Genomic DNA, 21,368 nt, shown 5'->3' with positions numbered 1-21,368 from the left:
GCAGCACTGTCTGCCTGATGGAATTCGGCGCCGGGCTTGAAAAACAGACCGCGACCTGCGCGACTGAGAAACCGCCAGAACTTGTACAGGGTCACCAGGCGCAGCCAAGTCCGGAGCGGAAGCCCCCTGGGCTGTCATTTCCCGACCTCTTGGATACGGAAGACATAGTTTTTCACCGTGAAGGTCCGCCCTCCCACTTCGGCCGCCTCGTCTTCTGTCTTACGGGGAAGATAACACCGGCGGCACACGGCGCTGCGCATGAATCCGCGGTCTTGTTTATGGAGTTCACGAACCGCGTTCATCTTCTCCCCATGCCATACTTGGTGAACAGTCTCAGTCTTGATATCGCCGATGACTTCCCGGTTTTCCTCATCGTTGGAACATTTCATCACCAGGCCATCGGCACCAATCACCAAACGCTGGTACTGCTGGGGACAGGTGAAGTTCTCCAGATACTCGATGTGAGTGTCGTTACCCAGGTAATCAATTAGTGGATTGAACGCAACGAGGTCGACATTAGGAGCAAAAGTATCGTAGTACTCCTGCGCGTTGTCACGAATGGCTGGCCAGATGCCCTGGACCTTAATGACCGGTCGGTGCAGACCATGCGCTTTCTTGTACTCGTTCATGGCCTGGATGTTTGCCATAAGGTCTTTGAATTTGATGGGCTTACGAATCTTCTCGTAGGTCTCCCCCACGCCATCCGCAGAAATCGTGATCCAGTCGATGCCCGCGTCGACAATTACCTTGAAGAATTCCGGCGTCAGCTTGCCTCCGTGCGTCAGAGTCGAAACCTCCTTGATACCCTTGGACTTGGCATACCGGACGCAATCGGCAAATCGCTTATGCAGGAGCGCCTCACCCCGGAGAGATAGGCGGATTGCAGGAACCTTACCACCGATCTCATCGATGATCCGCGTAAAAAGATCCCACTCCATGCGCGTGGTGTTGACGTGCTCCTTGAACTGGTCGGTGATCGTGTAGCACATCGGGCAATGGAGGTTGCAGATAGATGACAGTTCCAGATCAACCAGCAAGGGGTAGTCACGGACCTCTTGCCGCTTAGGTAGATCTGCCCAGTCACGTCGATAAGTGGCGTATTCAGCCTCCCAGCCTTCACCTCGGTAGCGCTCGAACTGCGCCTCCCGTTCGGCGGTATCCATCGAATAGTTGCCCTTGTTAATGGGAACGTAGCGCTCCCCATTTCCCTTAGCCATTCTCAACTTCCTTCAACATGTCATGTACCCCTGCCGCAAAGTCAAAGCGTGGCGCCCATCCCAAGACCCGTGCCGCAAGGTCTACATCGGCCCGAACATCCGAAATTTCCTGAGGCCTCGGCTCTTCCGCAGACACTACCGGTAGAGACGTGCCGGCCACCTCTTGCAAGGTGGCGATGATGTCCGCTACTGAGTACGATCGCCCGCTCCCGATGTTGAGGATATGCATGCCCTTCGGGGCGCTCAAGGCCCGGACGAACGCATCGACTACGTCGAGGAGGTATACATAGTCGCGCCGCGGGGTCAGGTCCATGACACGGATCTCTTTCCCTGACAACTGCTTGATCAGAGTCGGAATCAGGAACTCGCTCTTCTGCCCGCGGCCAAATACGTTAAATATCCGCAGCACCGTGACATCAACATCGAAATGGCACGCAGCAAACTCACAGCACTGCTCGGCGACCCATTTGCTGAAGGCATACGGATTATTCGGATGAGCGTCATCGGTTTCGCGTACGGGAAGATGCGCGGGAATGCCGTATACATAGGCGCTCGCAAAGACCATACGCGCCCCATGTCGCCGACACCAGTCGAGCCCATGCTGAACGCCGATGACATTAGCGTCAATAAATTGTGACGGGTACTTCCAACTGTCCGGCACGTACGTCCGACCAGCCAGGTGCACCAGCGCGCGTGCCGGCGGCAGCTTCGCCCAGAAAGCTGCATCGACCACGTCTCCATCGGCATGGGTCATCGCCAGTACTGCGCGCCCACGGGCCCGGAGTCTCTGGGACAACGCCTGACCAATAAAGCCCCCCGCCCCCGTAACGACTGCATCAAGCACCCAGGAAACGTCCTTTCATGGCCTCGAACTCTTCAACAGCAAGCGCATAGTCATCCGGGCGGCCGATATCTAGCCAGTAGCCTTCGAACGGACGGACCCGCGCCTGTTCGCCGGCAGACAGCATGTCCAGCATGAGGTCGTCGAAGCCATAGGCACGCCCAGCAGGTATGCGCGTTAGGATGGCCGACGAGAGCATGTAGACGCCCATGCTCACAAGGAAGGATCCCCGTGGCTTTTCACGGAAAGCCGTGAGCTTGCCAGAGCCATCAGTTTCCAGTACGCCATAGTCGATATGGTTTTCCCGCCGTTTGGAGGAGATAGTGAATAGATCGCCTGACGCGACGTGCTCGTCGTGGAAACGTGCAAAATCGAGATCCGACAGAATGTCCCCGTTCATCACCAGAAAGTTGGCAGGTAAATCGGGAATCAACTTCAACGCACCCATAGTCCCCAACGGGCTGGTTTCGCACGAGTAATCTATTCGCGCGCCCCAACGGCGGCCGTCTTGGAAGAATGCCTTGATGATTTCTGCTTGATGGTTCACCGCCATCGTGATGTGGTCAAACCCACTCCTGATCAATTGGCGCAAGATGACTTCGAGAATCGGAAACTCTCCAATCGGCATTAATGGTTTGGGTAGGACCACCGTGTAAGGTCGCAGCCTCGTTCCCTTTCCTCCGGCCAGAATGACCGCACGCCTAGACATTGTAGATTGCCGCCTTATAACCCCTGGCATTCTCAGGCTGGACGAACCACTCTACCGTTTTAACTAGCCCTCGCTTGAACCCATCAAGGCCGCCATAGGCCGGCTGCCAACCAAGCAGTGACTTGGCTCTCTCGTTGGACGCCCACAGGCGTTCCACTTCGCTTTTTTCTGGTCGCAGCCGCTGGCTGTCAGAAACGACTTTGACGTCCACTCGCATCACCTCTGCAATCGCCCTGACAGTGTCCCCGATCGATATTTCAAAATTGCTTCCCAGGTTAATCGTTTTCCCGATCCCACGATCCGAATTCACTGCGGCGACAAACCCGCCAACCGTGTCGGAGATAAAACTAAAATCCCGCGTGGGATGCACGGACCCGAGATTGATTTCCCGCATGCCGCTGGCAATCTGCGTAATAATCGTCGGAATAACGGCCCTAGCAGACTGACGCGGCCCATAAGTATTGAAAGGACGCAACAAAACTACTGGGGTTCCGAAGGAGGAGTAGAAGGACATGGCAATCTGATCCGAGCCGATTTTGCTCGCAGAGTAGGGGGACTGCCCTTGCAAAGGGTGGTCTTCGGTGATGGGCACAAATTGTGCCGTTCCATACACCTCACTGGTGGACGTTTGGACAACTTTCTGCACACCAAGGTCACGCGCCGCTTGAACCACGTTCAATGTACCCCGGATATTGGTATCGACATACATGTCGGGCGAATGATACGAGTAAGGGATAGCTATCAATGCGGCCAGATGCAACACAACTTCACAGCCCTTGACGGCCATCCGGACGCCATTCGGGTCTCGGATATCACCGGCAAAGACTTCAAACTTCCCTTCAACATCTTTTCCACAATGATCGAGCCAACCCCAAGAATTGAAGGAGTTGTACAGAACGAAAGCTCGTACGTCATATCCAGCCCGGACCAACGCCTCGGTCAAATGCGATCCAATGAAGCCATCTGCCCCAGTTACGAGAATGCGCATGATGCTTTATTTCCAATGAATTGATCGTAATGCATCCCAGAATATCTTGAATTCCTATCAACTTCCCGTAACTATTGAGAACGCCAAATCATTACGCTAGCCCATCAAAAGACGATCTATATCAGCATCAAAGCAGGGCACGCTAAAGCCGCACCGCCGACAAGCTGTTGCCCAGTTGTTTCAAAATCAGCAAGCGCAACCAGCAAATCGAACAAGGAGGCCGAGATTTGAGAGCGCGCAGCGGATACTACACGGGCCGTACACTCTAATGTAGCAGTTCCATTTTGCCACACCTCATGACTTTGAGAAATGTCTCAGCGGGCTTTCGGCAAACTCCCAGCAAACTCTCTTGTGCTTTTCGGCTGTCACCATCAGGCAAATTGCACTAGGCATGCCTTGTCCAGTCTTGGATACAAAGAAAGCCGAGAACCCCCGGAACCCTGGGTTTCTTGGGTTTCTTGGGTTTCTTGGCTTTCTTTGGACCTGCTTGGAAGTGTTGGTGGCAGTCGCGGAATCGAACCACGGACACGCGGATTTTCAGAACTTACCAGTACTGGCCACGGTCGCCAGTGGGGCGCGCATCGTTTTCGCGTATTTCGGGTTGCGTGCCGGCGACAAGTCAGCTTGCCGGCAAATTCCGTTTGCCGTCTTCCAGCCGCTCATTCCTTGCAAGGTGTAGAACGGCTCACCATTCTGCATTAGCCCGCCATTATCCCATAGTGCGCATTATCCTGTTGGCTGACCACCACTTCCCATCGCGTTGACCATCAATCTCGCGCCTTGCCCACGACACATTGAAGGTGCTTAATCGTAACCAGGTGGCACCCGACCACAAACCGCCGGTCACCCACTCTCCAGACCGGACGTCTAACGGACCTCTTCACTTTGGAACCTGCCGGAAGGGAAATTCCGGCTCATCGGCCTTTGCCGACATTCGAAAGGCCCGCCTATTCAGTCAGCAGGTGGGCGGTAAGTTGTTTCTCAACCACCGCACCGACCGAAGGGCAAGTCGTCGAGGGCCGGTTGGTGGAACATTCGTACAGAACTCGCGACTGACTGAGCGTCGTTCGAACAACTAAAGCAGTACGCGTTGCCGCAAGTCGGAAGAATGCGCTTGGTTGAACGAGTCGGAAGCCACCATTGAAATAAAGTCGCTTTGCGATCGCAACGCATCGTTCAGTGCACCAAGTTTAAGCAAAGAAACTAGAAGGGCGCAGGTTCGAGCTTGGCAGTTGATCGACTTCTCTGGATTAAATTCAATATCCGTAAAGCCCTTGTATTCGAATAGGCGCTTCAGGAACTCTTGATGGGGCTCCAAAGCGGAGAGGTAGAGCCAGTCGTAGAACGCCGTTTTTGGAACTAGCGGCCATTTTTGACCAAAAAAATCAAACGCAAGCAACTGGCCTGAATTCCTCAACCTTTCATCCTGCTTTGCTGAGCGGCTATCCATTAAGTAAATGTCGGTATACGGCCCCCCTCCTCGGAATACCTTGCTCCCCTGATACGCAGATTCGATACTTATCTCGCCTAGTGCCGTACCAATCTTCAGATTGAATGCGCTTAGTCTCTGGCCTAGCTTCTCCTCAGACTTGGTGGAAACCTCCAAAAGAGGGAAAAGCCCTTTCGTACGTGCCGCCTCGTGCATAGCGACGATGTTCCTCTTCTTCTGAACAGGAGCGAAACCAGGATTCCAAGCGAAGGTGATCGGAATCTCCTGCACCAATCGAGAGGATTCACCAAGAGCTGAAAATATAGGGCGGCTAGCCATCCTTAAAACCTAGCAATTTGTCCATCGGAACTACGCGAGGCACTAAGATTTCAGATTTGAGCGCAGCCTTCCGGCGCACTTTAATCTGAGGGTCTCGCCAATCTGTGTGAGTAAACAAGACTTCAAAGTCGATGAGTTCCTTGGCTTTGTCCGCAACAAGAGTACAAACCCCGGCCTTATTCGACACATCAATTGAAAAACGCACCCCATCCACCAGAATGATGGAAGGATCGATTTTTATCCAAATGGGATCGGGCAGCCTGCCGTCTTTCTTGGCACAATACTGCATAGGGTGATCATCTACGAAGGCTAGATGCACGAAATCATAAACATCACTTGTAACGTCCGCGTCGTGGCTCCACTGGTTTCCCCCTGGCTTCGGCACTACGATGCCACGCCGCTGAAGTTCGCCCCATGAAAACAGACCGCCATGCTGTCTGATTAGGTCAAGATTCGACCTGTCCGTAAAGTGCCAGACACCGTCGAATTTGTATCGTTCGAGTATCGATTTCATGGCAAAGACCAGGCGGATGGCATGGGTATGAGGATAATGCACGCCCCAAAAGATTGCTACCAGCTACTCGGGCAAATTTCTCAAGACAAAACAATTGCTGAGGTTGCCGTTGTCCCTCTTCATTAAATGTCATTGACCCCTTAAGCGTTTCCAACCCGGCACAACTACGTCTTATCAGACGTAAGCGCTCGAATCGCCCAAGCCGTTCTGAGATCGCAGACTCGTGATTCCACTTGAGGGCTGCGCTTCGTCGTTCTTCTATATGACGCTGACCCCCGCGTAGCCTTTCTCCGTAGATTTTGGGTTTTATGCGGGGACAGGGGGAATTCCCGGCAAGATGCTCAGCGAGTTTCCGGTGATGGCCATCGCTTTCTGAGAAAAATTGTGGCCAGCATGCAATTGAAGAACGTCATAGAGCCTTACGGTCCTCACGTTAAGCCAAGAAGCGGCATCGGGTAGTTTTATTTCCCTCTTGCTTTGAGGTTCTGATCTTTCGTTGGTGACGATCACGAAATTTCCTTCGTGAGCGGCGTGAGCAATTAACCATGCATCCGCCTTTTCCTCATCGAGAAACTTTGCTTTTGCCGATGCCTTGAATTGGTTCGCCGGATCGTTGGCGATCTTGGCGAGGGCTCCCCACTGAGGGAGAGAATCGAGGCTGTTTTGGAAAAAGGTCGAGTGGGCTACCGCCCACGAATTAAGGGGGTCTTTGTCACCTTCTAACAACTCACTCTTAACCTTGTCGATGCTGTAAAAGAGACCAGCCTTGTGGCCGCCAGCAAGCCAATCCCAAAAAGCGGCGCAATAGCCTAGGCAGTAGTGCAGCCTCGCTGATGCGATAAGCACGTCCGAATCAAACAGATAGCGGGTTCTGCTTGGCATAGAAAGTCACCACTTTATTAGGATTTGTATTGAGTAACTTGCCAGCCTGTCCCAGAGTGATATGCCCAGAAATCGCCAAAGCTGCTACCTCTTTAGAGAATCTCTTGCTGTTTCTCACAGCAAGCGTTCTATAGAAATCGCCGCCGCTAGCCTCACTGCTTTTTCGTTTTTGCCTCAGTCGGGCTTCGTCATAAATATTTTTGTAGTTCGCTCTGTCTATAAAACCGAGGTCTAGCGCCCGTCGGGCGATGACCAACCCGCTGACCTTGAAGGCACGCCTGGCACGTTCCAATTTCTCGCTTGCGGAACTTTTCGCGTCAGACTGCCATAACGCGATGAAACTTTTCGCCGGGACGAGAATTTCTGCGGCAACCGAGTTGCAGAATCGCTCGATTTTGTTTTCCGCGCTAGGATCAGCGGCAGAGACCCCAGATGCGCCTAACCATATGTGCGCGAGTTCATGAGCGAGGGTGAAAACCCAAGCTGCGGGTGCATCTGCTCCATTGATGAAAATGACTGGGGCGAGTGCATCGGCCAAAGCGAACCCACGGAATTCGTCGACAGAAAGAGAACGGTGAGTGTTATTGCCGACGACCCCGTTCTTGAAAACCAGAATACCAATCGCCTCGCATTTTTGCGCGAGCAGGGCAAACAACTCGTCTGGATCTTTCAAGCCGGTCAAGTCGGCGTCTGCGAAGTCAAGGGCGGAGCGAATTTCTTTCGCTAGCTCGGGAGCTGTGGGGGACTTGTTCTTGAACTTGCCGACAAAATCGAGTGGGTCTCGTTCTTGTGCAATCAGAAATTCTCGATACCACGCCTGCTTGAACTCGATATCGTCAAAAGTGTAGAAAAAATCGCTCTTCAGCGGAACAGAAAACTGAGGAGTTCGAAAGTCGGCGACTGGCAGTTGCCGGTCTGCCGGCGGAGACTGCAAAAAGAGATCGCCTAGAGAGACACCGGACGTCTTAGCAAATTTGATCGCTTGGGCGTACGTGAGCACGCCATTGGCTATCTCTTCGGCACTGCGTTTAGAAATTCGTTTCGCGAACTCATACAGGGACTCGCCGGCGCGAGAGGCTGCCCAATCGAGCACCGTCGGGGAAAGCTGTATGGTATTCATGGCGCGGGGCATTCTAGCATCCGTACCTGCGGTATCACGCGACGAACTCGCACGTTAGAGCTTCTGCATTTAGATCTGTTCGAACCTCGCGCGCGAAGCCATAGCCAAAGGCAATGGCAGCTTTTCGTCCCGAGGTCCTTTGGATTTTGCAGCACACTATGCCTCTTTAGTTTTTATTTTTCGCTTACATCTTGACTCGATGTTCGTATCAAGCTGACTGATGGCGTGACAGACATCGTAGCAACGGCGGGGGTACAAAACAACCGGCCCTGGAAGTCAAGGCCGGATCACAGACAACTGATTGTCAGAATTCTCCGAGGTTCGCCACGGTCGCCAACGAGGCGTCAATGGTTTGGGCGTACCGCAGATTGTGTGCCGGCGACAAATGGGCGTACCGGCGAACCATGCTGGCGGTTTTCCAGCCGCCCATTTCCTGCAAGGCGTAGAGCGGTACACCTTCCTGCACTAGCCAACTGGCCCACGTGTGACGCAAGTCGTGCCAGCGAAAGTTTTTTATCCTTGCTCGCTTTAGAGCTTTGTACCAAGCCCGCGTTGTTAGCCGCTGTAGCGGTTTCCCTTGGTAGGTGAAGACGAATTCGGGGTGGACGAACCGACGCGCGTAGAGCACGGCCATTGCGCTGTCGTTCAAACTGATACTGATGTCTTCGCCGTTCTTTGTTTGGTCGGCGTAGAACCAGCACACCCGCCTTTTGAGGTCGATTTGTTCCCATCGGAGGTTGAGGACGTTGCCGGCCCGGAGCCCGGTGGCGAGGGTGAATAGCATGGGGTGCCGCTGGTGGTCGGCAAGTTCTTCGAGTAGGGCTCGGGCTTGTTCGGGGTGGAGCCAGCGAACGCGCCGGCTTGGTTCATGTTCGAGGCGAATGTAAGGCGGTTTCTCGATCCATTGCCACTCACGAGCGGCCCGGCGAAGGATGGCGCGGATTAAGGCGAGGTAGCGGTTGACGGTTGAGGGCTTGGCCGTCCGTAGTTTGCGTTTGGCGAGTTCGCGGACGGTTTCCCGGTCGATTTCGCGCAGGAGCTTGCCGCTCCATAGTTGCCCGATCCAGCGAAGTTTCGCCTTGTCGTTGCGGCGATCCTTTTTGTGGACCGTTTCTTCAAGCCACTTATCAGCGGCCTGTTGCCATGTCCATTGCTCGTCTATCGGGAGCTGCAATTCAACTCATAAATCCTGTCGTTAACGATCCGATGCCGTTCGTTCCAGTAGTCGGAACTGTAAGCCCTTTGCTGTGCAATAACTGCTTTCTTCTGTCTCCACAGCGAGTCACACAAACGTACTCTCTCTCTTTCCTCGGCCGCAGCTACCGCCTTTTGTTGCTCGCGGATTTGTTCGTATTGCTGGCCCTCTCGATACAGCCGCTCACGGATACCTTGTTCTCGTTGACGCTCTTCCACCGACAGCCCTTGCGACGTATTCAATGGCGGCATGTCAGACGTATTAACCCGCTTCCTCTCCTGGGCACCAAGGTCGGCGCACGGCTGATCAGTGACCATCTTTCGGCCATCCTTCAGGCAGTGATAGATCACTTCCTGAGCGCATGCGCTGCCAGAACACAGAAGCATTACGAGTACAAGGATACAGCGCCAGTTCATCCCTTTGTCATTCTCCTGATCTCGTTTCGATTTCTAGTTCACTGTACCGGCGCAGCGCCTCTGCCATACCCTCGGCCGGGACGACCGGCCGACCCGACGTGCCGGATCCACGTCGGGCAAGGGGCACATGGCAACGGAAACGCACTCGAAACCCCGCGCCCCTCTCGGGCTCGCGGCGAGTGCTTCCCTTGTCGCACCCCGAGCGGCCTGTTTGTCAGCAAGTAAGCAACTAGATGCCTCTGGCTCTCAGTCCTTCGGAAAATCGACATCATGCGCGACGGTTCTTTCAATTTGATCCAGCCTATACGTTATGGACTGTTTCCCAATCAAGAAGGCGCAATGAGTCCCGCTACATAAGATCGAGTGCGCTTTAATCGGCTCCGCATGACCTGTGAGATACAAATCAATAGGAGACCGTCTACCCGCTTCAATTCTCTTCAGCATGAAGGCAGCGGTTTCCCGTCCACTTCGGTCTGCAAGAGAAGCGGCGAATAGAAACCCAAGAACAATGAGCAGCACTGCTATCGAAAAAAAGAAGGTATAAGTCGTCCATTGCCAAAACCAAGCGATCGCCTTCGGTGGTTTGATTTCTCTCTCTTCTTCCTTTGGCGGGCTAGCCTTGAACTTGTTGTCGAAATAGTTACGGATCCTGGCAGAGGTGCTTAGGACAACAATAGCGAGCGCAACTAAGGCGATGGCTTCAGTTGCAAACACGAAATACACCAGTTGAACTGCACTGCGGTCCATCAGGGCGAAGAACCCGTAGAACAACGTCCTATCTACCGCAATGGGGAACAACGACTCCTCTAGCCCCCACGCCCCAACAAATCCTTGGTAAAAGGATATTCCTAATACATAGAGAGCAGCCGTTGCAACAGGCAACCCCGTAAGAATCGTCCCTAGAGAAAGGCTAGACTGTTTTTCGTTCATAGCGAAGAGCCCGTAAAACCAACTTGAATGGTAAGGCAAGTGGCATACAGCACCTTTGCAAATATGTTAAATCGGTTGTCGTCCTAACTTATAGCTTCTGCACATGCAACATAAGGAGTATTTCGCTCCGGGTCGCATCCGAGGCGGTCGAGCGAAAGAACGCCGGCAGGAAGGAGAGGCCGGACGAGCTTTCCGTGTTGCGGTCGGACTCCAAGCCACCGATGACCACGATTTCGTCATCGGCTACGGTGAGGTCGGTGGATAGCTCGCGCTTGTTGAGCGTTGGCGAGCCATTCACGCCGGTTTCGGTTTTAGCGAAGCTCGAAATCTGCTGCGACAGGTGCACGTCGACGCCCCCTTCCCTGACCTGCGGTTTCAGGTCGAAGAGCACGCCCGAGCTTTTGTAGGTGACGCTTTGAACGGCTTTGCCGTTGGTGTCGTAACTCACTGAGCCGAGGATGGGCGTTTCGTCGCCCACCGCGAAGTGAGCCGAGGCCCCGGAGCGGACACGGACCCGTGGGGCACTCACCACCTTAAAGCGGCCATCAGCCGACAGCGCCGAATACATCGCGGTCAGATCGAGCGAGCCAGTCAGCTTCGCAAAGACGTTCGAGACATCGGCCGCCCCACCGGCGAGTTTGATGCCGAGTTTGCCCGAGAGGATCGACACGGCGAGGTCAACGGCCGTGCCTTCGTGCGCCGTGGTCTGGACTTCGTAGATGACGGCCTTGACCATGACTTCACCACTCGGCGTATCGAGTTGCACGAGCAGTTTGTTTAGGCGTTCGATGTCCTTCTCGTTGCCCCGGAAGATCATCACGTCGGCGTCGGTATCGAGTTGGCGGTTGGCCCCCTGATCGATGGCCCGCACGGTCCCGGCGAGCGAGCCGTTCCCCATGGTCCCATTCGGCCCGGTCGAGTTTCCGGCGATGGCGTTAATCGGCATCGCGCCGCCGCGTTGTGTGCCGAACGCGCCTTGCGGGAACAACGCCTGCGTTAAGTCTTGCAGGTAACGAACGCTCCGGTATTTCGGTTTGTAGACCATCCATTCGGTCGGCTCCGGGACGGTCCCGGCCTTGCGCACGAAGACGACGCCGGCCGAGGTATCGACGGTGACGCCCTGCCCCTTTAACACGTCACGTAACACCCACTCCACGCGCTTAGGCTCCACCTTCTCCAGTCGCAGGGAAACGGGCTTGAGGTCATCGGCCACCGAGCCGTCAATCACGTAGGAGACGCCGAGCAGTTCGCCGTAGACGAGGCGGATCAGGTCTTTCATCGGCACGGCCTGCAAGTCGAGGGTGACGGGCTCGGCGAAGGCGAGCAACGGCCAGAGCAAGAGGACAAGTAGGCGTTTCATCGACGGCCCCCCGGCAGCATCGAGGCCGAGGAAATCGCCACGGGGGCCGGCCCGGTCCAGTGCGTGACGACTTCGCCCCCCGGGAGCGCCAACTCGATTTCGTTGGCTCCGACTTTGAAGCCCGGCGGATTCTCGACGTAACGGACGCGGTTCGAGGCGTCGACCAGCATGAACTGGACGAGGCCGCCGCGCATGACCGTACCGACGAGCCGCCACGTGCCTGACGTTTCCGGCCCGGCCGGTTTCTTTGCTGGAGCGGCTTGTGTACTTTGCTGCCCTTCCGTGCCCTGCCCGGCTTCGGTTTTCGGGGTGGTGACCGGTTTGAGGTCGGGATGGAAGAAACGCCAGGTGTTCCAGATGCCACCGCCAATGGCGAGGACGGCGAGCGGGATGCCGAACTTGAACAGTTTGCGGTTCAGCACGTTGCCGCGCTTGTCGGCTGCCGCCTCGCTGGCCTGCGCCGCGCCGCCCGACTGCGAATACGAACTGTAGAGTTCGAAGATTTCCGGCTTATAAGACTCTTGGAACTGCTCGGTGATCGCGGCGTGGGTTTGGCGCTTGCCACTAAAGGCGGTCACCGAATAACGGTTATCCATCCCGAGTTCTTTGTGTTTCTTCATCAGGAAGGACTTTTCGACGGTGGCGCGTACCTTGCGTTGCAAATCGTCGATGTCCTGCACGATCAGCACGAGGTCACAGCACTGGCCGGTTTCCGGGTGCAGGAAGTGACGATGCATGCGGAAGAACGTGAGGTGACCGTCGGGGAGCTTTTCTCCGGTGACGTAATAGCGCCAACACTCGTCGATGATGATCACGTCGCCGCCTTGCACGACGCAATCGGTGTTGTCGGCGTTCTCAATCGGAAAGAACTTGGGTTCGACGATGCGCTCGTTCGTGACGTTGACGATATCGCCGAGTTTTTCGGGATCGGCGCCGAGCTTGTCGACGCAGTAGGCGCGGATTTTGTCGACGTTCAGCCCGGCGACGTTGGTCACGACGCGCCGCCCTTTCGCGACGTTGGGCACGATGACCGAGCGCACGACCTCATAACTTTTGCCGTGCCCTTGCAGGCCGCTATAGACGCTCTCGGCCATGGCTAATCGTCATCGTCCCCGCGGTACAACTTGACGTAGGACACCCCGCACTCGATCCAACCGAGAATCCAATCGGCCGCTTGCACCAAGCTTTGGAAGCCGGCGATGGCCCCGAGGACCAGCAGCACGGCCACGATGACGTTTGTGTAGTCAGCCGCCGCCGTCAAGGTGGAGAAGTCCGCCGCCCAAACCGGCCGCGAAACGCACAGCATCAACGCGAGTAGGGTTTTCATCGGGTCACCCAATGACCGGCAAGCGCCGGATAAGGAAACGCGCCACAAAGGCGGAAATGAGCAGGGGAACGCCAAGACCGGCTTGGCAGTAGTCGAGGAAGAACCAGATCCCCGGCGACAGGCTCGCGAACGCTGCCGTCAGGTTCCCGACGCCGATAAACCCGGCGAGGTAGCGCACCGCGTAGGGCACCAGAAACGCCACCACAGCAATGACGCTGGTGAGGATCAAGAACTTGATCACCAGCTCGCGGAATATCCAGGTGACGATGGGCCATAAGAGCGCTTGCATTTCAGGCTTTCAGAACGATGAAGAGGGCGCAGACGAGCCAGAGCACGGTGAACGCCGTCGACGCCACGTTGTACACGTCGGGATCATTGAGCAAGGCGCATTGCGCGTTCATGTGCAGGTCGAACGGCTGACCGAAGAACGTGAACGCGATATCGGCCGTGGGGCAAACCCCGGCATGCCCCGGCAGTCGCCAGCCGAGCAGATCGGTGAACGTGCCGTTGAAGAACGCGCCTTCGAAACCACCGCCCGCATCCGGCACCACGGGGTCACCCGCCGCCGTCGACGCTTTCGTCAAATCGTCATGCAGGGTATCGAGGCGCGCAACGGTCGCTACAGTTGCCGCCGCCGCTTCCCCTTGCCTCGCGTAATCGGTCGGAAAGACGATTTCGCCGGTCCCCGTTCCTGACTGCCCCGAGGCAATGACATCGGACGCCACCGCGCCGGCGAGGGTCTTTTCTGTCACGGCCGTTGGCTGCGCCGTTGGGGCGAGTTCGAGCACGCGGTATTTGACATCGGTGCCCGCCTGCGTCGCGGCTTCGATGCGCGTTTGGGTATTGCTCCCGGTCACCCGGACGAGCGAGTTTTGATTCTGGAATTGCAGCGCCTTCGCCGTGTTAAACGCGGCTTTCTCTTGTGCGGTCCAATCCGGGTCGGCTTCGTCCGGTAGGAAGCCTTCGGCCGTGCGGATGAAGCGTTTGACCGAGTCCGGCGACTCGGCGAGCATGTACGCAAACTTACTGCCTTGATCTTCCTTGTCGTTCGTCGCGTCATACAGGCCCCATCGCCGTAAGCGGTAGGTCGCCGTCGACGTGTTCACGGTGTAGGTCGTGGTCGAATCCGTTTGATCGACAGCGACCCATTGACCCCCGGCCAAACCCGAAGCCGCGTTCCAAAACACCTTGGTCGCATTACACGCCGCGACGAGTTCGGCCAAGGTGTACCACTTCACTTCAATGAGATGCGCGGCTCCGTCCGTCGAGTAATTGGATTGCACATTGCAGAAGCTTCCGTAACCCGCCGTCGGCTTCAAGCGCAAGGTCGTTTCGAAAGCCGTCATCGGGTTGGCGTACGTGCCGACATCGCCGGATGGCGCGACCACCGGAGCGGGCACGGGTACGCCGACTTCGACGGGAATCTCGTATTCGATTTGTCCGGCCGCGATCTTGAGAATTTGAATCGCCCGCGCCGCCAGGGTCATGGCTTGCACCCAGGACGAATCGTTCGCCGCGACACCCACCGCCATGATCGTTTGACGCGCCGCCGTGCGCAGCAGCAAGCCGCCGACGAACTCTCCGGCCAACGCAATCACCGGCGGCAACAGCGCATAGGCGACGGAAGAACAGAGCAGCAAGCCGAGCAAACCGCCGATCAGGACGTTGCGCTTAATCATCGCTGATGCCCTTGATCACCGCCCACGCGGCGAGCAGTCCGAACGCGGCCCACATCAGAATCCAGTAATCGTTCGAGGACATGACTACCCCCTACGAAAAAGGGGATACCGTGGTATCCCCTCCCCCTACCCACGGGTCAACGACCGCCGCGCAACTTTTGCAGGATCATCGAGCCGCCGGACATGACGATATACACGCCGGCTAAGCCCGCCATGACGACCAAGATCGCCGCAATCGCGGTGCTGTAGTCGACCGCTGCCGTCAGGGTCGTGAAGTCCGGCCCCGTGGCCGCCCGAGCGGCCATCGACATCAGGAACAGCCACACACTGAGAAGGAACAGATAGGCTTGTTTCATTTTTTTACTCCTTACCAAACGCACGGAATACGCCGTGCACGTCTTTCGGAACACCCCCGAAACCTAGCCGCGCCATCGTTCACGGATGGCACTGAGAACTGCGCCGCCGCCTTTGGCGACCGAGTACAGGAGCAATACGCCCCCGAAGAAGAAGGCGAAGGCCGACCATGCGAGGTCGACGTTGAAGGGCTCGGCCTGCGCCGTGAGTAAGGTTTGGACGTTGGTTTGTGTCGTCGCTACCGTGGCGTTCGTCGTCGCCAGCGTGGTTTGCAGTTGCGCCACGGTCTGTTGCAAGGCGTTGACGGTGGAGTCGCCGCTACCGGGCGTGGGGTCATCGCCGCAGGGCATGTAGTAGCCCATGAATTGCTGGTTGCTGGATACCTCGGTGGCGATCCAGTCGCCGTTCGAATCCACCGAGATCGCCCGCCAGCCCATGCCGCCATTCGGGAACGAGGCGATGGCCGTGAACGCATCGTCGTAGCAGCCGGAGCGCATGCCGGAGTACAAGCCTTGCGGCCACCAGTTGTTGGCGTCGACGCTCACCTGCACTTCGGCGAAATACTTGGCGTGTGCCAGCCCGCACACGACGAGCGCGAGCAGGAGACTAACGACGCGGAACACGTTTCGTCCTTCGCTGCCAGAACCAGCGCCCAAGGGCCACGCGATCAAGGAGGACGCCGAGCAAGGCGCCTATCGCCAACCCTTCCCCAATCGCTGCCCAATAAACGGCGTTCATCGCTGTCATGACGTCCTCCGCGTTGCCGTCCACGTGTTCGCTCTATTCCGTTACGCGTGACGGAAAACCGGTTCTCCACCAATTTCTGTTACATAACGCGAATCGCAGTAGCTCCCGCGTGACCTGCAATTCGGAGAGTTCGAACTGCTCGGCCAAACGCTTTATCGTGGCTCCGATGCGTTCGCCGGTTTCGATGGTTTTATGACGTTTGCGAAACCGCCGTTGACGTTCGGCTCCACTCATTGCCCTTCCGGTGACTGGCCGGCCACGCTTCGCGGGAATACCGGGCAACGTTAACGTCATGGCTACAGCGGCGTTTTGTTGCTTGCTCATTAGTCCACCCTCGGTTCCCAAAACGTGTGAATTTCGAACGGCCCGCTGAGGTTGAGCCGTGCGGTTTCTTGAGCGCAGAGCGGATCAGGAGCGCGACCCGCTTCCTTGAGCGAGCGGGTTAGGTACAGATCGAGATGCAGGAACATCCCGCTTCGCTTGTCCTGTATCACCCACACTTGGCGCAGGTCGCGTCCCATGGCTTACCCCTTGTTCGGTTGCTCTTGAGCTTTCACCGCCTTGAAGCCGAAGCACTCAATGCCCTTGGTGTTGATTTCCAAATCGAGTTCGGCCATGACCGGGAACGGGAGGTTTTTGAGTTTTTGGAACTCTTCTTCTTTGCCGAACTTCACTTCCTTGACGTTGAACCCGGCTTCGGTCCCGGCGCGTTTTGACACGGGCATAACGATGTAAAGCGTTGTCGAGTCGTAGTTCACGCCTTCCACTTCGCCCTTGAAGCCTTTGCATCCCAACACTTGAAAGCGGCTTTCCATTTGCTATCTCCTCAAAGAAGGCGCTATGCGAGCGCCATGTTGTCGAAAACTTCTCGCGGGCATTGCTCGCGTTGGTACTCGTGGATGCATTCGCCGACCGTGCGCCACATGGGCACTTTGAGACGCGCGGGGATGGCGTCCCGGATCAGCTTTTGCACGACCTTTTCCGCCGTGCCTTCGATGGCGAGCATTACGTTGATGAGTGCGCCGAGTTGCTTACGGCCGTTCTCACACGCCGACTGGTAGGTGATTTCGGTTTTCTTTTGCGTGGTCAAGATGCGTTCTTGACGTTGGGATATCCACGCAAAGGCGGGATACGCCGCCGCTAGGAATTGGCCGGGCTGTAGGAGGATTTCGAAGGGGATAAAGCGGTGGATCGCTTTGAACTCGACTTCGACGCGTACCCATTCGGAGGTACGGTCGCCGAGTTGGCGTCCCTTCTCGTAAACGCGACAGAATTTGCCGCTTTCTCGATTGCCGATGTAGAGGGTTCGACCTTTGCCGGTCGGGCGTTTCCAGTTGCCCCGGTATTCGTGATTGGGGTTACGGCCCCCGGTGTTGAACTTGCCGGCGTCGAAGTCAGCATCGGCTTGCGTGACGGAGTAGCTTTCGCCCTTGTAGTCGTCGTGGGCGCAGTCGACGCGGGTTAGCTTGGCGCGATGGCTGCACGCTGTGGTGAGGAAGTGGTACAGGCGTTTTTCCCATCCGTCCCTCGCCGCAGCGCAGCCTTCACCGGAGAGCATGATGAGGATGGTGTTCCGTTGCCCGCCGTAGCAGACAAGGCCGTAGCCATCGCCGATGATGTAGGAGCGGTCGTAGAAGTTCGCGCCGCCGTCGCGTTGTTTGGTGATCCCGAAGCCAAAGATTTCTTTGAGCTTGTAGGACACGCGGTCCATCACTTCTTCGTCGGTGACGCACGCCTTACCGAAAAAGAAGTCCCGTTCGTCGGTGGTGAAGTTCACCCAATCGAGGAACGCGGCCGACCCTCCCCACGTCCGACGCGCCGGAATTTCGATGACTTGACCGTCTTCTAAACGGAGCTTGGCGGCGATGACTTGGCGCGGTTGCCCGGACTTTACCCCCCTGTTAGTAGCGGGGGAAGCCATGCGGCCGCGCGCGTCCTCGCTGCGCTCCGGGCGACGCGCGGACGCATGGAAGCGGAGGTTCGCTTCGGCCTGCGCGAGCCCTCTTTTAACGTCTTGGTAGATTTCGGCAAGCTGCGCCTCGGAGAGACGCATCGTTTCGAGTGAAGGAGCTTCCGGCGCTCTTTTGGTCATCGCGAACCCTCTTTTGCTTCGGTCGGTCTATATTTCCGTGGTGAATCGATCACCACGAACAGCAAGGGTTGGAATGACATGCCAATAGACGAGCGCGACTATCATTCGTATCACCTGCCGGAACGCGTCAAGGAACGGAGGCTGCAAGCGATGCGGCAGCGGTTTGCCCGAGCCACTCCCCGAAAGCGCGTTAATCCGTTCAAGGTCTTCGCCATCACCACTTGGCTCCTTGCCGCTTTGGCCTTCGCGGGTTTGGCTTTGAAGTACATGAGCCGGTAGCCCCACTCGTGCCTTTTGCTAACGTCGATCGATACAGCTAGAATCAATCGAACTTACAAATTTGCAACCTTGCAATTTTGCAAGACTCTACATCTTGCATTTTTGCAAGTCAACGGCCGAAGGAAACCGATGGAACTGCGCAACTACATCGAGCTAGGGATTCAGAAGGCGGGTTCGGTGATCGCTCTTGCGAAGCACCTAAGCCAGTTGGACACGACGATTACCAATGCAAAAGCCCACAGGCGGGGCCTGCCGAACTACGCATGCGTCATGCTGGCGGATTTGCTGGAAGTGGAGCGAATTGAGGTCATCGCGGCTAGCGAACTAGTGACGGAAAAGAACCCGACCCGCCGCGAAGTGTGGCTCCCTTTTGTCTTGGCGGCCGAAGCCCGACAGCTTGCCGAAACTGCCGAGAAAACCGCCGCGAAGCCTGCCCCAGAAACGAAAACGGCCCCCGAGCGGGAGCCGTCTAAAAAACTGGTGGCCAGTCGCGGAATCGAACCACGGACACGCGGATTTTCAGTCCGCTGCTCTACCAACTGAGCTAACTGGCCAAACAAGAAGGCGCGATTATAGCGGCTCGGGTTGGCTTCGTCAAAAGTCCGCAGTACCTTTTCTACGGCTGGCTAAAAAGCACTTCCGAGGAGCGTTCCTGAGGCGGGTCGGCCTCGTCGGGCGTCATGTACAGGGGAAACAGGACGCGAGCGATGCAGCCGGGGGGGCGTTGGCCATGCTCGTCGACGGGTCTCGGGCGAAGGCTCGCTACCGCCCGGTGCAATTCGGCGATTTCGCGCACAATGGCAAGCCCGAGCCCTGTGCCCTCGACGCCAGTGCCCTCCACCCGGTAGAAACGGTCGAACACTTTATGCGCTTCGGCCTCGGAGATACCGACGCCGCTGTCTTCGATTTCGAGCATGACAAAATCCGACTGAGCGACAACGCGGGCTGTAACGCGACCTTCGTCGGGCGTGTAGCGCAAGGCGTTGTCGAGCAGATTGTTGATCATTTCGCGCAGCAGAAACGCATTACCGAAAATCGGCATGCGCCCGGTCCGTTCAAAGCCGAGGTCGATGCGGCGGACTCGCGCGCGCATGACCCAATCCTCGACGGTTTCGCGCAACAATTGGTCGAGATCGATCGCGACCATCGGCTGTTCGGCGTGTTCGCCGGTTTCCGCCCGTGCCAATGCGAGCAGTTGGTTAACGAGATGCGACGCACGGTCCACGCTGCTTGAGATATTTTCAAGCGCATAGCGAAGCTGGTCAGGATCGTTTTCCCGCATCGCGAGTTGAGCCTGCATCTTCAACCCCGTAAGCGGCGTGCGCATCTGATGCGCGGCGTCCGAGATGAAGCGTCGCTGGGCGTCCATATTGTGCTGCATACGGGCCAGCATCGAGTTGAAGGCTTCGGTCAGGGGCGCCAGCTCCTCGGGAACGCGACCAGCCGCGATTGGGGAAAGGTCCGCCTCTTTCCGCGTTTCGATGCGTTCGCGCAGATACGCCAACGGGCGCAGTCCTTGCGAAAGCCCGAACCAGACGAGGATCACTGCCAGGGGAATGATTACAAACTGCGGCAGGATTACGCTAGCGATGATCTTGTTCGAAAGTTGCGAACGCTTTTCCAACGTTTCGGCTACTTCGACGATCACCTCCCTCCCGCTGGGTGGCCCAGCTGCAGCTACGTAGGTGTAGGCGACGCGCAAGTCCTGGCCGCGATAGTCGATGTCGCGAAAGTAGACCTCGCCAGGCTCCGTACCCGCAGGCATCTCGTCGACCGCGGCCGGCAACTCTGCGTCACCAGCGAGCAGGCGACCATCATGTCGACGTACGCGGAAGTACACGTTGTCCGTTTCGTCCGACCGCAGGAAAGCACGCGTAGACGCCGGCAGTGAGAGCGAAGGCTCACCGGCCACGAACCTGACCTGACGGGCGATCGCCGTGGCGCGTTCGCGTAGCGCCTGATCGTAGGGGTAGTCGGCGACCGTCGTCGCGAAGTAGTGCGTCACCGCTATACTGATCGGCCACACAAACAGCAGCGGGGCGAGCATCCAATCCAGGATCTCGCCGAACAGCGAGCGCTGCGTGTCAGGCGTGAGTTTCTTGCGCTGACTTTTCAAAGCAGTATCCGAGGCCACGGACGGTGGTGATGGTGGCGCCGCTTGATTCGAGTTTTTTCCGCAAGCGATGAACGTAGACCTCGATGGCGTTGTGACTCACTTCCTCGCCCCAGCCGCAGAGGTGGTCGACCAGCTGATCTTTGCTTACCAGACGCCCCGCCCTGAGCATGAGAATTTCGAGCAGGCCAAGCTCGCGCGCCGAGAGGTCGAGCACCTCGCCATTGAGCAACGCGCAGCGGTCGGTTTGATCGAAAGACAACGCGCCAAACTGGATGACCGGCGTCGTGCCCGTGGACCGCCGAGTCAATGCACGAACACGCGCCTCCAGTTCCGGAAGCTCGAACGGCTTCACCATGTAATCGTCAGCGCCCAGATCGAGCCCTTTGACGCGGTCACTGATGCCGTCCAGCGCCGTCAAGATCAGGACAGGAACACGCGACACCCGGGCACGGAAACGGCGCAGCACTTCCAAGCCCGATAGCTTGGGCAGGCCAACATCGAGGATCACTAGATCGTAGCTCGCCGTCAGCAGGGCGTTGTCGGCATCCTGACCGTTCGCTACCCAGTCGACGGCGTACCCCGACTGGCGTAGTGAGCGTCCCAATCCGTCCGCGATGATCCGGTCATCTTCTGCAAGCAGGATTCGCATATCGCCTCCCTGGCGAAATGGTTTTTCGTAAGGTTTCTGTAAGCCGCCGGTCTTAGCCTGCGTTTGCTGTTCTCCTTTACGGTCTTAGGAGTTTTGGTTTCGGCCTAAACTCGGGGGGTGCCTGCTACTGCACCGGGCGCTCCCCGCCTTTTTTTCCGGGCCCAATCGGGGTTCGCTTCCGGATT

The 21,368-nt window shown here is 56.9% G+C and carries 25 protein-coding genes and 1 tRNA gene; 1 reads left to right on the top strand and 25 read right to left on the bottom strand.

Features of this window, described 5'->3' with window-relative positions; genetic code table 11:
- Nucleotides 1-134: 134 nt before the first annotated feature.
- The 22 genes from NZ453_RS08380 to NZ453_RS08275 form a co-directional block, all read right to left on the bottom strand.
- Nucleotides 135-1,217, bottom strand: a complete 1,083-nt coding sequence (locus NZ453_RS08380) for a radical SAM/SPASM domain-containing protein (protein WP_263770064.1) — start codon at nt 1,215-1,217, stop codon at nt 135-137.
- On the bottom strand, nt 1,210-2,061 hold the full coding sequence (locus tag NZ453_RS08375) for an NAD-dependent epimerase/dehydratase family protein (protein ID WP_263770063.1): 852 nt from the start codon (nt 2,059-2,061) through the stop codon (nt 1,210-1,212). Before NZ453_RS08375 ends, NZ453_RS08380 begins: the two co-directional genes overlap by 8 nt.
- Nucleotides 2,054-2,767, bottom strand: coding sequence for a nucleotidyltransferase family protein (locus NZ453_RS08370; protein WP_263770062.1), 714 nt, complete (start codon nt 2,765-2,767; stop codon nt 2,054-2,056). The genes NZ453_RS08375 and NZ453_RS08370 overlap by 8 nt, the downstream gene beginning before the upstream one ends.
- A complete protein-coding gene (locus NZ453_RS08365) occupies nt 2,760-3,755 on the bottom strand; it encodes an NAD-dependent 4,6-dehydratase LegB (RefSeq protein WP_263770061.1) in 996 nt (331 codons plus the stop codon). The genes NZ453_RS08370 and NZ453_RS08365 overlap by 8 nt, the downstream gene beginning before the upstream one ends.
- A 1,075-nt stretch (nt 3,756-4,830) precedes the next feature.
- A complete protein-coding gene (locus NZ453_RS08360) occupies nt 4,831-5,523 on the bottom strand; it encodes a DarT1-associated NADAR antitoxin family protein (protein ID WP_263770060.1) in 693 nt (230 codons plus the stop codon).
- A complete protein-coding gene (locus NZ453_RS08355; RefSeq protein WP_263770058.1) occupies nt 5,516-6,037 on the bottom strand; it encodes a DarT ssDNA thymidine ADP-ribosyltransferase family protein in 522 nt (173 codons plus the stop codon). Before NZ453_RS08355 ends, NZ453_RS08360 begins: the two co-directional genes overlap by 8 nt.
- Before the next feature lie 306 nt (nt 6,038-6,343).
- Nucleotides 6,344-6,919 carry a DUF4411 family protein gene (locus tag NZ453_RS08350; protein WP_263770057.1) on the bottom strand — a complete coding sequence of 192 codons (576 nt, stop codon included), beginning with the start codon at nt 6,917-6,919 and terminating at the stop codon, nt 6,344-6,346.
- Nucleotides 6,891-8,051: an ImmA/IrrE family metallo-endopeptidase gene (locus NZ453_RS08345; RefSeq protein WP_263770056.1), complete on the bottom strand. Its 1,161-nt coding sequence runs from the start codon at nt 8,049-8,051 to the stop codon at nt 6,891-6,893. The genes NZ453_RS08350 and NZ453_RS08345 overlap by 29 nt, the downstream gene beginning before the upstream one ends.
- 292 nt (nt 8,052-8,343) lie before the next feature.
- A complete protein-coding gene (locus NZ453_RS08340; protein WP_263770055.1) occupies nt 8,344-9,213 on the bottom strand; it encodes a tyrosine-type recombinase/integrase in 870 nt (289 codons plus the stop codon).
- Nucleotides 9,198-9,650, bottom strand: coding sequence for a hypothetical protein (locus tag NZ453_RS08335; protein WP_263770054.1), 453 nt, complete (start codon nt 9,648-9,650; stop codon nt 9,198-9,200). Before NZ453_RS08335 ends, NZ453_RS08340 begins: the two co-directional genes overlap by 16 nt.
- Nucleotides 9,651-9,896: 246 nt before the next feature.
- Nucleotides 9,897-10,580 carry a hypothetical protein gene (locus tag NZ453_RS08330; RefSeq protein WP_263770053.1) on the bottom strand — a complete coding sequence of 228 codons (684 nt, stop codon included), beginning with the start codon at nt 10,578-10,580 and terminating at the stop codon, nt 9,897-9,899.
- 88 nt (nt 10,581-10,668) lie between these two features.
- Entirely contained in the window at nt 10,669-11,940 is a 1,272-nt protein-coding gene (locus NZ453_RS08325; protein WP_263770052.1) for a type II secretion system protein GspD, read from the bottom strand.
- Complete coding sequence (locus NZ453_RS08320) at nt 11,937-13,034, bottom strand: zonular occludens toxin domain-containing protein (RefSeq protein WP_263770051.1); 1,098 nt, start codon at nt 13,032-13,034, stop codon at nt 11,937-11,939. Before NZ453_RS08320 ends, NZ453_RS08325 begins: the two co-directional genes overlap by 4 nt.
- Nucleotides 13,035-13,036: 2 nt before the next feature.
- Entirely contained in the window at nt 13,037-13,267 is a 231-nt protein-coding gene (locus tag NZ453_RS08315) for a hypothetical protein (RefSeq protein ID WP_263770050.1), read from the bottom strand.
- Between the two features lie 4 nt (nt 13,268-13,271).
- A complete protein-coding gene (locus NZ453_RS08310) occupies nt 13,272-13,556 on the bottom strand; it encodes a DUF2523 family protein (RefSeq protein ID WP_263770049.1) in 285 nt (94 codons plus the stop codon).
- A 1-nt stretch (nt 13,557) separates the two neighbouring features.
- Complete coding sequence (locus NZ453_RS08305; protein ID WP_263770048.1) at nt 13,558-14,946, bottom strand: hypothetical protein; 1,389 nt, start codon at nt 14,944-14,946, stop codon at nt 13,558-13,560.
- 137 nt (nt 14,947-15,083) lie between these two features.
- Nucleotides 15,084-15,302, bottom strand: coding sequence for a hypothetical protein (locus NZ453_RS08300; protein WP_263770047.1), 219 nt, complete (start codon nt 15,300-15,302; stop codon nt 15,084-15,086).
- Between the two features lie 63 nt (nt 15,303-15,365).
- Complete coding sequence (locus NZ453_RS08295; protein ID WP_263770046.1) at nt 15,366-15,923, bottom strand: hypothetical protein; 558 nt, start codon at nt 15,921-15,923, stop codon at nt 15,366-15,368.
- Nucleotides 15,907-16,047 carry a hypothetical protein gene (locus NZ453_RS08290; protein ID WP_263770045.1) on the bottom strand — a complete coding sequence of 47 codons (141 nt, stop codon included), beginning with the start codon at nt 16,045-16,047 and terminating at the stop codon, nt 15,907-15,909. The genes NZ453_RS08295 and NZ453_RS08290 overlap by 17 nt, the downstream gene beginning before the upstream one ends.
- 323 nt (nt 16,048-16,370) lie before the next feature.
- Nucleotides 16,371-16,568 (bottom strand): hypothetical protein, encoded by a 198-nt coding sequence (locus tag NZ453_RS08285; protein ID WP_263770044.1) that lies wholly within the window; start codon nt 16,566-16,568, stop codon nt 16,371-16,373.
- A gap of 3 nt (nt 16,569-16,571) precedes the next feature.
- On the bottom strand, nt 16,572-16,862 hold the full coding sequence (locus tag NZ453_RS08280; protein WP_263770043.1) for a hypothetical protein: 291 nt from the start codon (nt 16,860-16,862) through the stop codon (nt 16,572-16,574).
- Nucleotides 16,863-16,885: 23 nt separating this feature from the next.
- Nucleotides 16,886-18,139: a replication initiation factor domain-containing protein gene (locus NZ453_RS08275; RefSeq protein WP_263770042.1), complete on the bottom strand. Its 1,254-nt coding sequence runs from the start codon at nt 18,137-18,139 to the stop codon at nt 16,886-16,888.
- A 78-nt stretch (nt 18,140-18,217) separates the two neighbouring features.
- Here NZ453_RS08275 and NZ453_RS08270 point away from each other — a divergent pair, with 78 nt between their 5' ends.
- Complete coding sequence (locus tag NZ453_RS08270) at nt 18,218-18,418, top strand: hypothetical protein (protein WP_263770040.1); 201 nt, start codon at nt 18,218-18,220, stop codon at nt 18,416-18,418.
- Between the two features lie 478 nt (nt 18,419-18,896).
- On the opposite strand, the gene NZ453_RS08265 is transcribed toward NZ453_RS08270, so the two are convergent.
- The 3 genes from NZ453_RS08265 to NZ453_RS08255 all read right to left on the bottom strand — a co-directional run bounded on the left by NZ453_RS08265 (nt 18,897) and on the right by NZ453_RS08255 (nt 21,183).
- A tRNA-Phe gene (locus tag NZ453_RS08265) sits at nt 18,897-18,972 on the bottom strand.
- A 62-nt stretch (nt 18,973-19,034) separates the two neighbouring features.
- Entirely contained in the window at nt 19,035-20,534 is a 1,500-nt protein-coding gene (locus NZ453_RS08260; protein WP_263770039.1) for a sensor histidine kinase, read from the bottom strand.
- Nucleotides 20,503-21,183: a response regulator transcription factor gene (locus tag NZ453_RS08255; RefSeq protein WP_263770038.1), complete on the bottom strand. Its 681-nt coding sequence runs from the start codon at nt 21,181-21,183 to the stop codon at nt 20,503-20,505. Before NZ453_RS08255 ends, NZ453_RS08260 begins: the two co-directional genes overlap by 32 nt.
- Between the last annotated feature and the right edge of the window lie 185 nt (nt 21,184-21,368).

This window comes from Propionivibrio soli, from assembly GCF_025770765.1.
Classification (GTDB): Bacteria; Pseudomonadota; Gammaproteobacteria; order Burkholderiales; family Rhodocyclaceae; genus Propionivibrio; species Propionivibrio soli.
Note: the sequence above shows the minus strand (reverse complement) of the source record. Positions and strands in the feature narration are given on the sequence as shown.

Bases quoted from the DNA above. Each gene is read 5' to 3' on its own strand.
- NZ453_RS08380 (WP_263770064.1), bottom strand. From the start codon at position 1,217: ATGGCTAAGGGAAATGGGGAGCGCTACGTTCCCATTAACAAGGGCAAC.
- NZ453_RS08370 (WP_263770062.1), bottom strand. From the start codon at position 2,767: ATGTCTAGGCGTGCGGTCATTCTGGCCGGAGGAAAGGGAACGAGGCTG.
- NZ453_RS08365 (WP_263770061.1), bottom strand. From the start codon at position 3,755: ATGCGCATTCTCGTAACTGGGGCAGATGGCTTCATTGGATCGCATTTG.
- NZ453_RS08360 (WP_263770060.1), bottom strand. From the start codon at position 5,523: ATGGCTAGCCGCCCTATATTTTCAGCTCTTGGTGAATCCTCTCGATTG.
- NZ453_RS08355 (WP_263770058.1), bottom strand. From the start codon at position 6,037: ATGAAATCGATACTCGAACGATACAAATTCGACGGTGTCTGGCACTTT.
- NZ453_RS08350 (WP_263770057.1), bottom strand. From the start codon at position 6,919: ATGCCAAGCAGAACCCGCTATCTGTTTGATTCGGACGTGCTTATCGCA.
- NZ453_RS08345 (WP_263770056.1), bottom strand. From the start codon at position 8,051: ATGCCCCGCGCCATGAATACCATACAGCTTTCCCCGACGGTGCTCGAT.
- NZ453_RS08335 (WP_263770054.1), bottom strand. From the start codon at position 9,650: ATGAACTGGCGCTGTATCCTTGTACTCGTAATGCTTCTGTGTTCTGGC.
- NZ453_RS08330 (WP_263770053.1), bottom strand. From the start codon at position 10,580: ATGAACGAAAAACAGTCTAGCCTTTCTCTAGGGACGATTCTTACGGGG.
- NZ453_RS08325 (WP_263770052.1), bottom strand. From the start codon at position 11,940: ATGAAACGCCTACTTGTCCTCTTGCTCTGGCCGTTGCTCGCCTTCGCC.
- NZ453_RS08320 (WP_263770051.1), bottom strand. From the start codon at position 13,034: ATGGCCGAGAGCGTCTATAGCGGCCTGCAAGGGCACGGCAAAAGTTAT.
- NZ453_RS08315 (WP_263770050.1), bottom strand. From the start codon at position 13,267: ATGAAAACCCTACTCGCGTTGATGCTGTGCGTTTCGCGGCCGGTTTGG.
- NZ453_RS08310 (WP_263770049.1), bottom strand. From the start codon at position 13,556: ATGCAAGCGCTCTTATGGCCCATCGTCACCTGGATATTCCGCGAGCTG.
- NZ453_RS08305 (WP_263770048.1), bottom strand. From the start codon at position 14,946: ATGATTAAGCGCAACGTCCTGATCGGCGGTTTGCTCGGCTTGCTGCTC.
- NZ453_RS08300 (WP_263770047.1), bottom strand. From the start codon at position 15,302: ATGAAACAAGCCTATCTGTTCCTTCTCAGTGTGTGGCTGTTCCTGATG.
- NZ453_RS08290 (WP_263770045.1), bottom strand. From the start codon at position 16,047: ATGACAGCGATGAACGCCGTTTATTGGGCAGCGATTGGGGAAGGGTTG.
- NZ453_RS08285 (WP_263770044.1), bottom strand. From the start codon at position 16,568: ATGGGACGCGACCTGCGCCAAGTGTGGGTGATACAGGACAAGCGAAGC.
- NZ453_RS08280 (WP_263770043.1), bottom strand. From the start codon at position 16,862: ATGGAAAGCCGCTTTCAAGTGTTGGGATGCAAAGGCTTCAAGGGCGAA.
- NZ453_RS08275 (WP_263770042.1), bottom strand. From the start codon at position 18,139: ATGACCAAAAGAGCGCCGGAAGCTCCTTCACTCGAAACGATGCGTCTC.
- NZ453_RS08270 (WP_263770040.1), top strand. From the start codon at position 18,218: ATGCCAATAGACGAGCGCGACTATCATTCGTATCACCTGCCGGAACGC.
- NZ453_RS08255 (WP_263770038.1), bottom strand. From the start codon at position 21,183: ATGCGAATCCTGCTTGCAGAAGATGACCGGATCATCGCGGACGGATTG.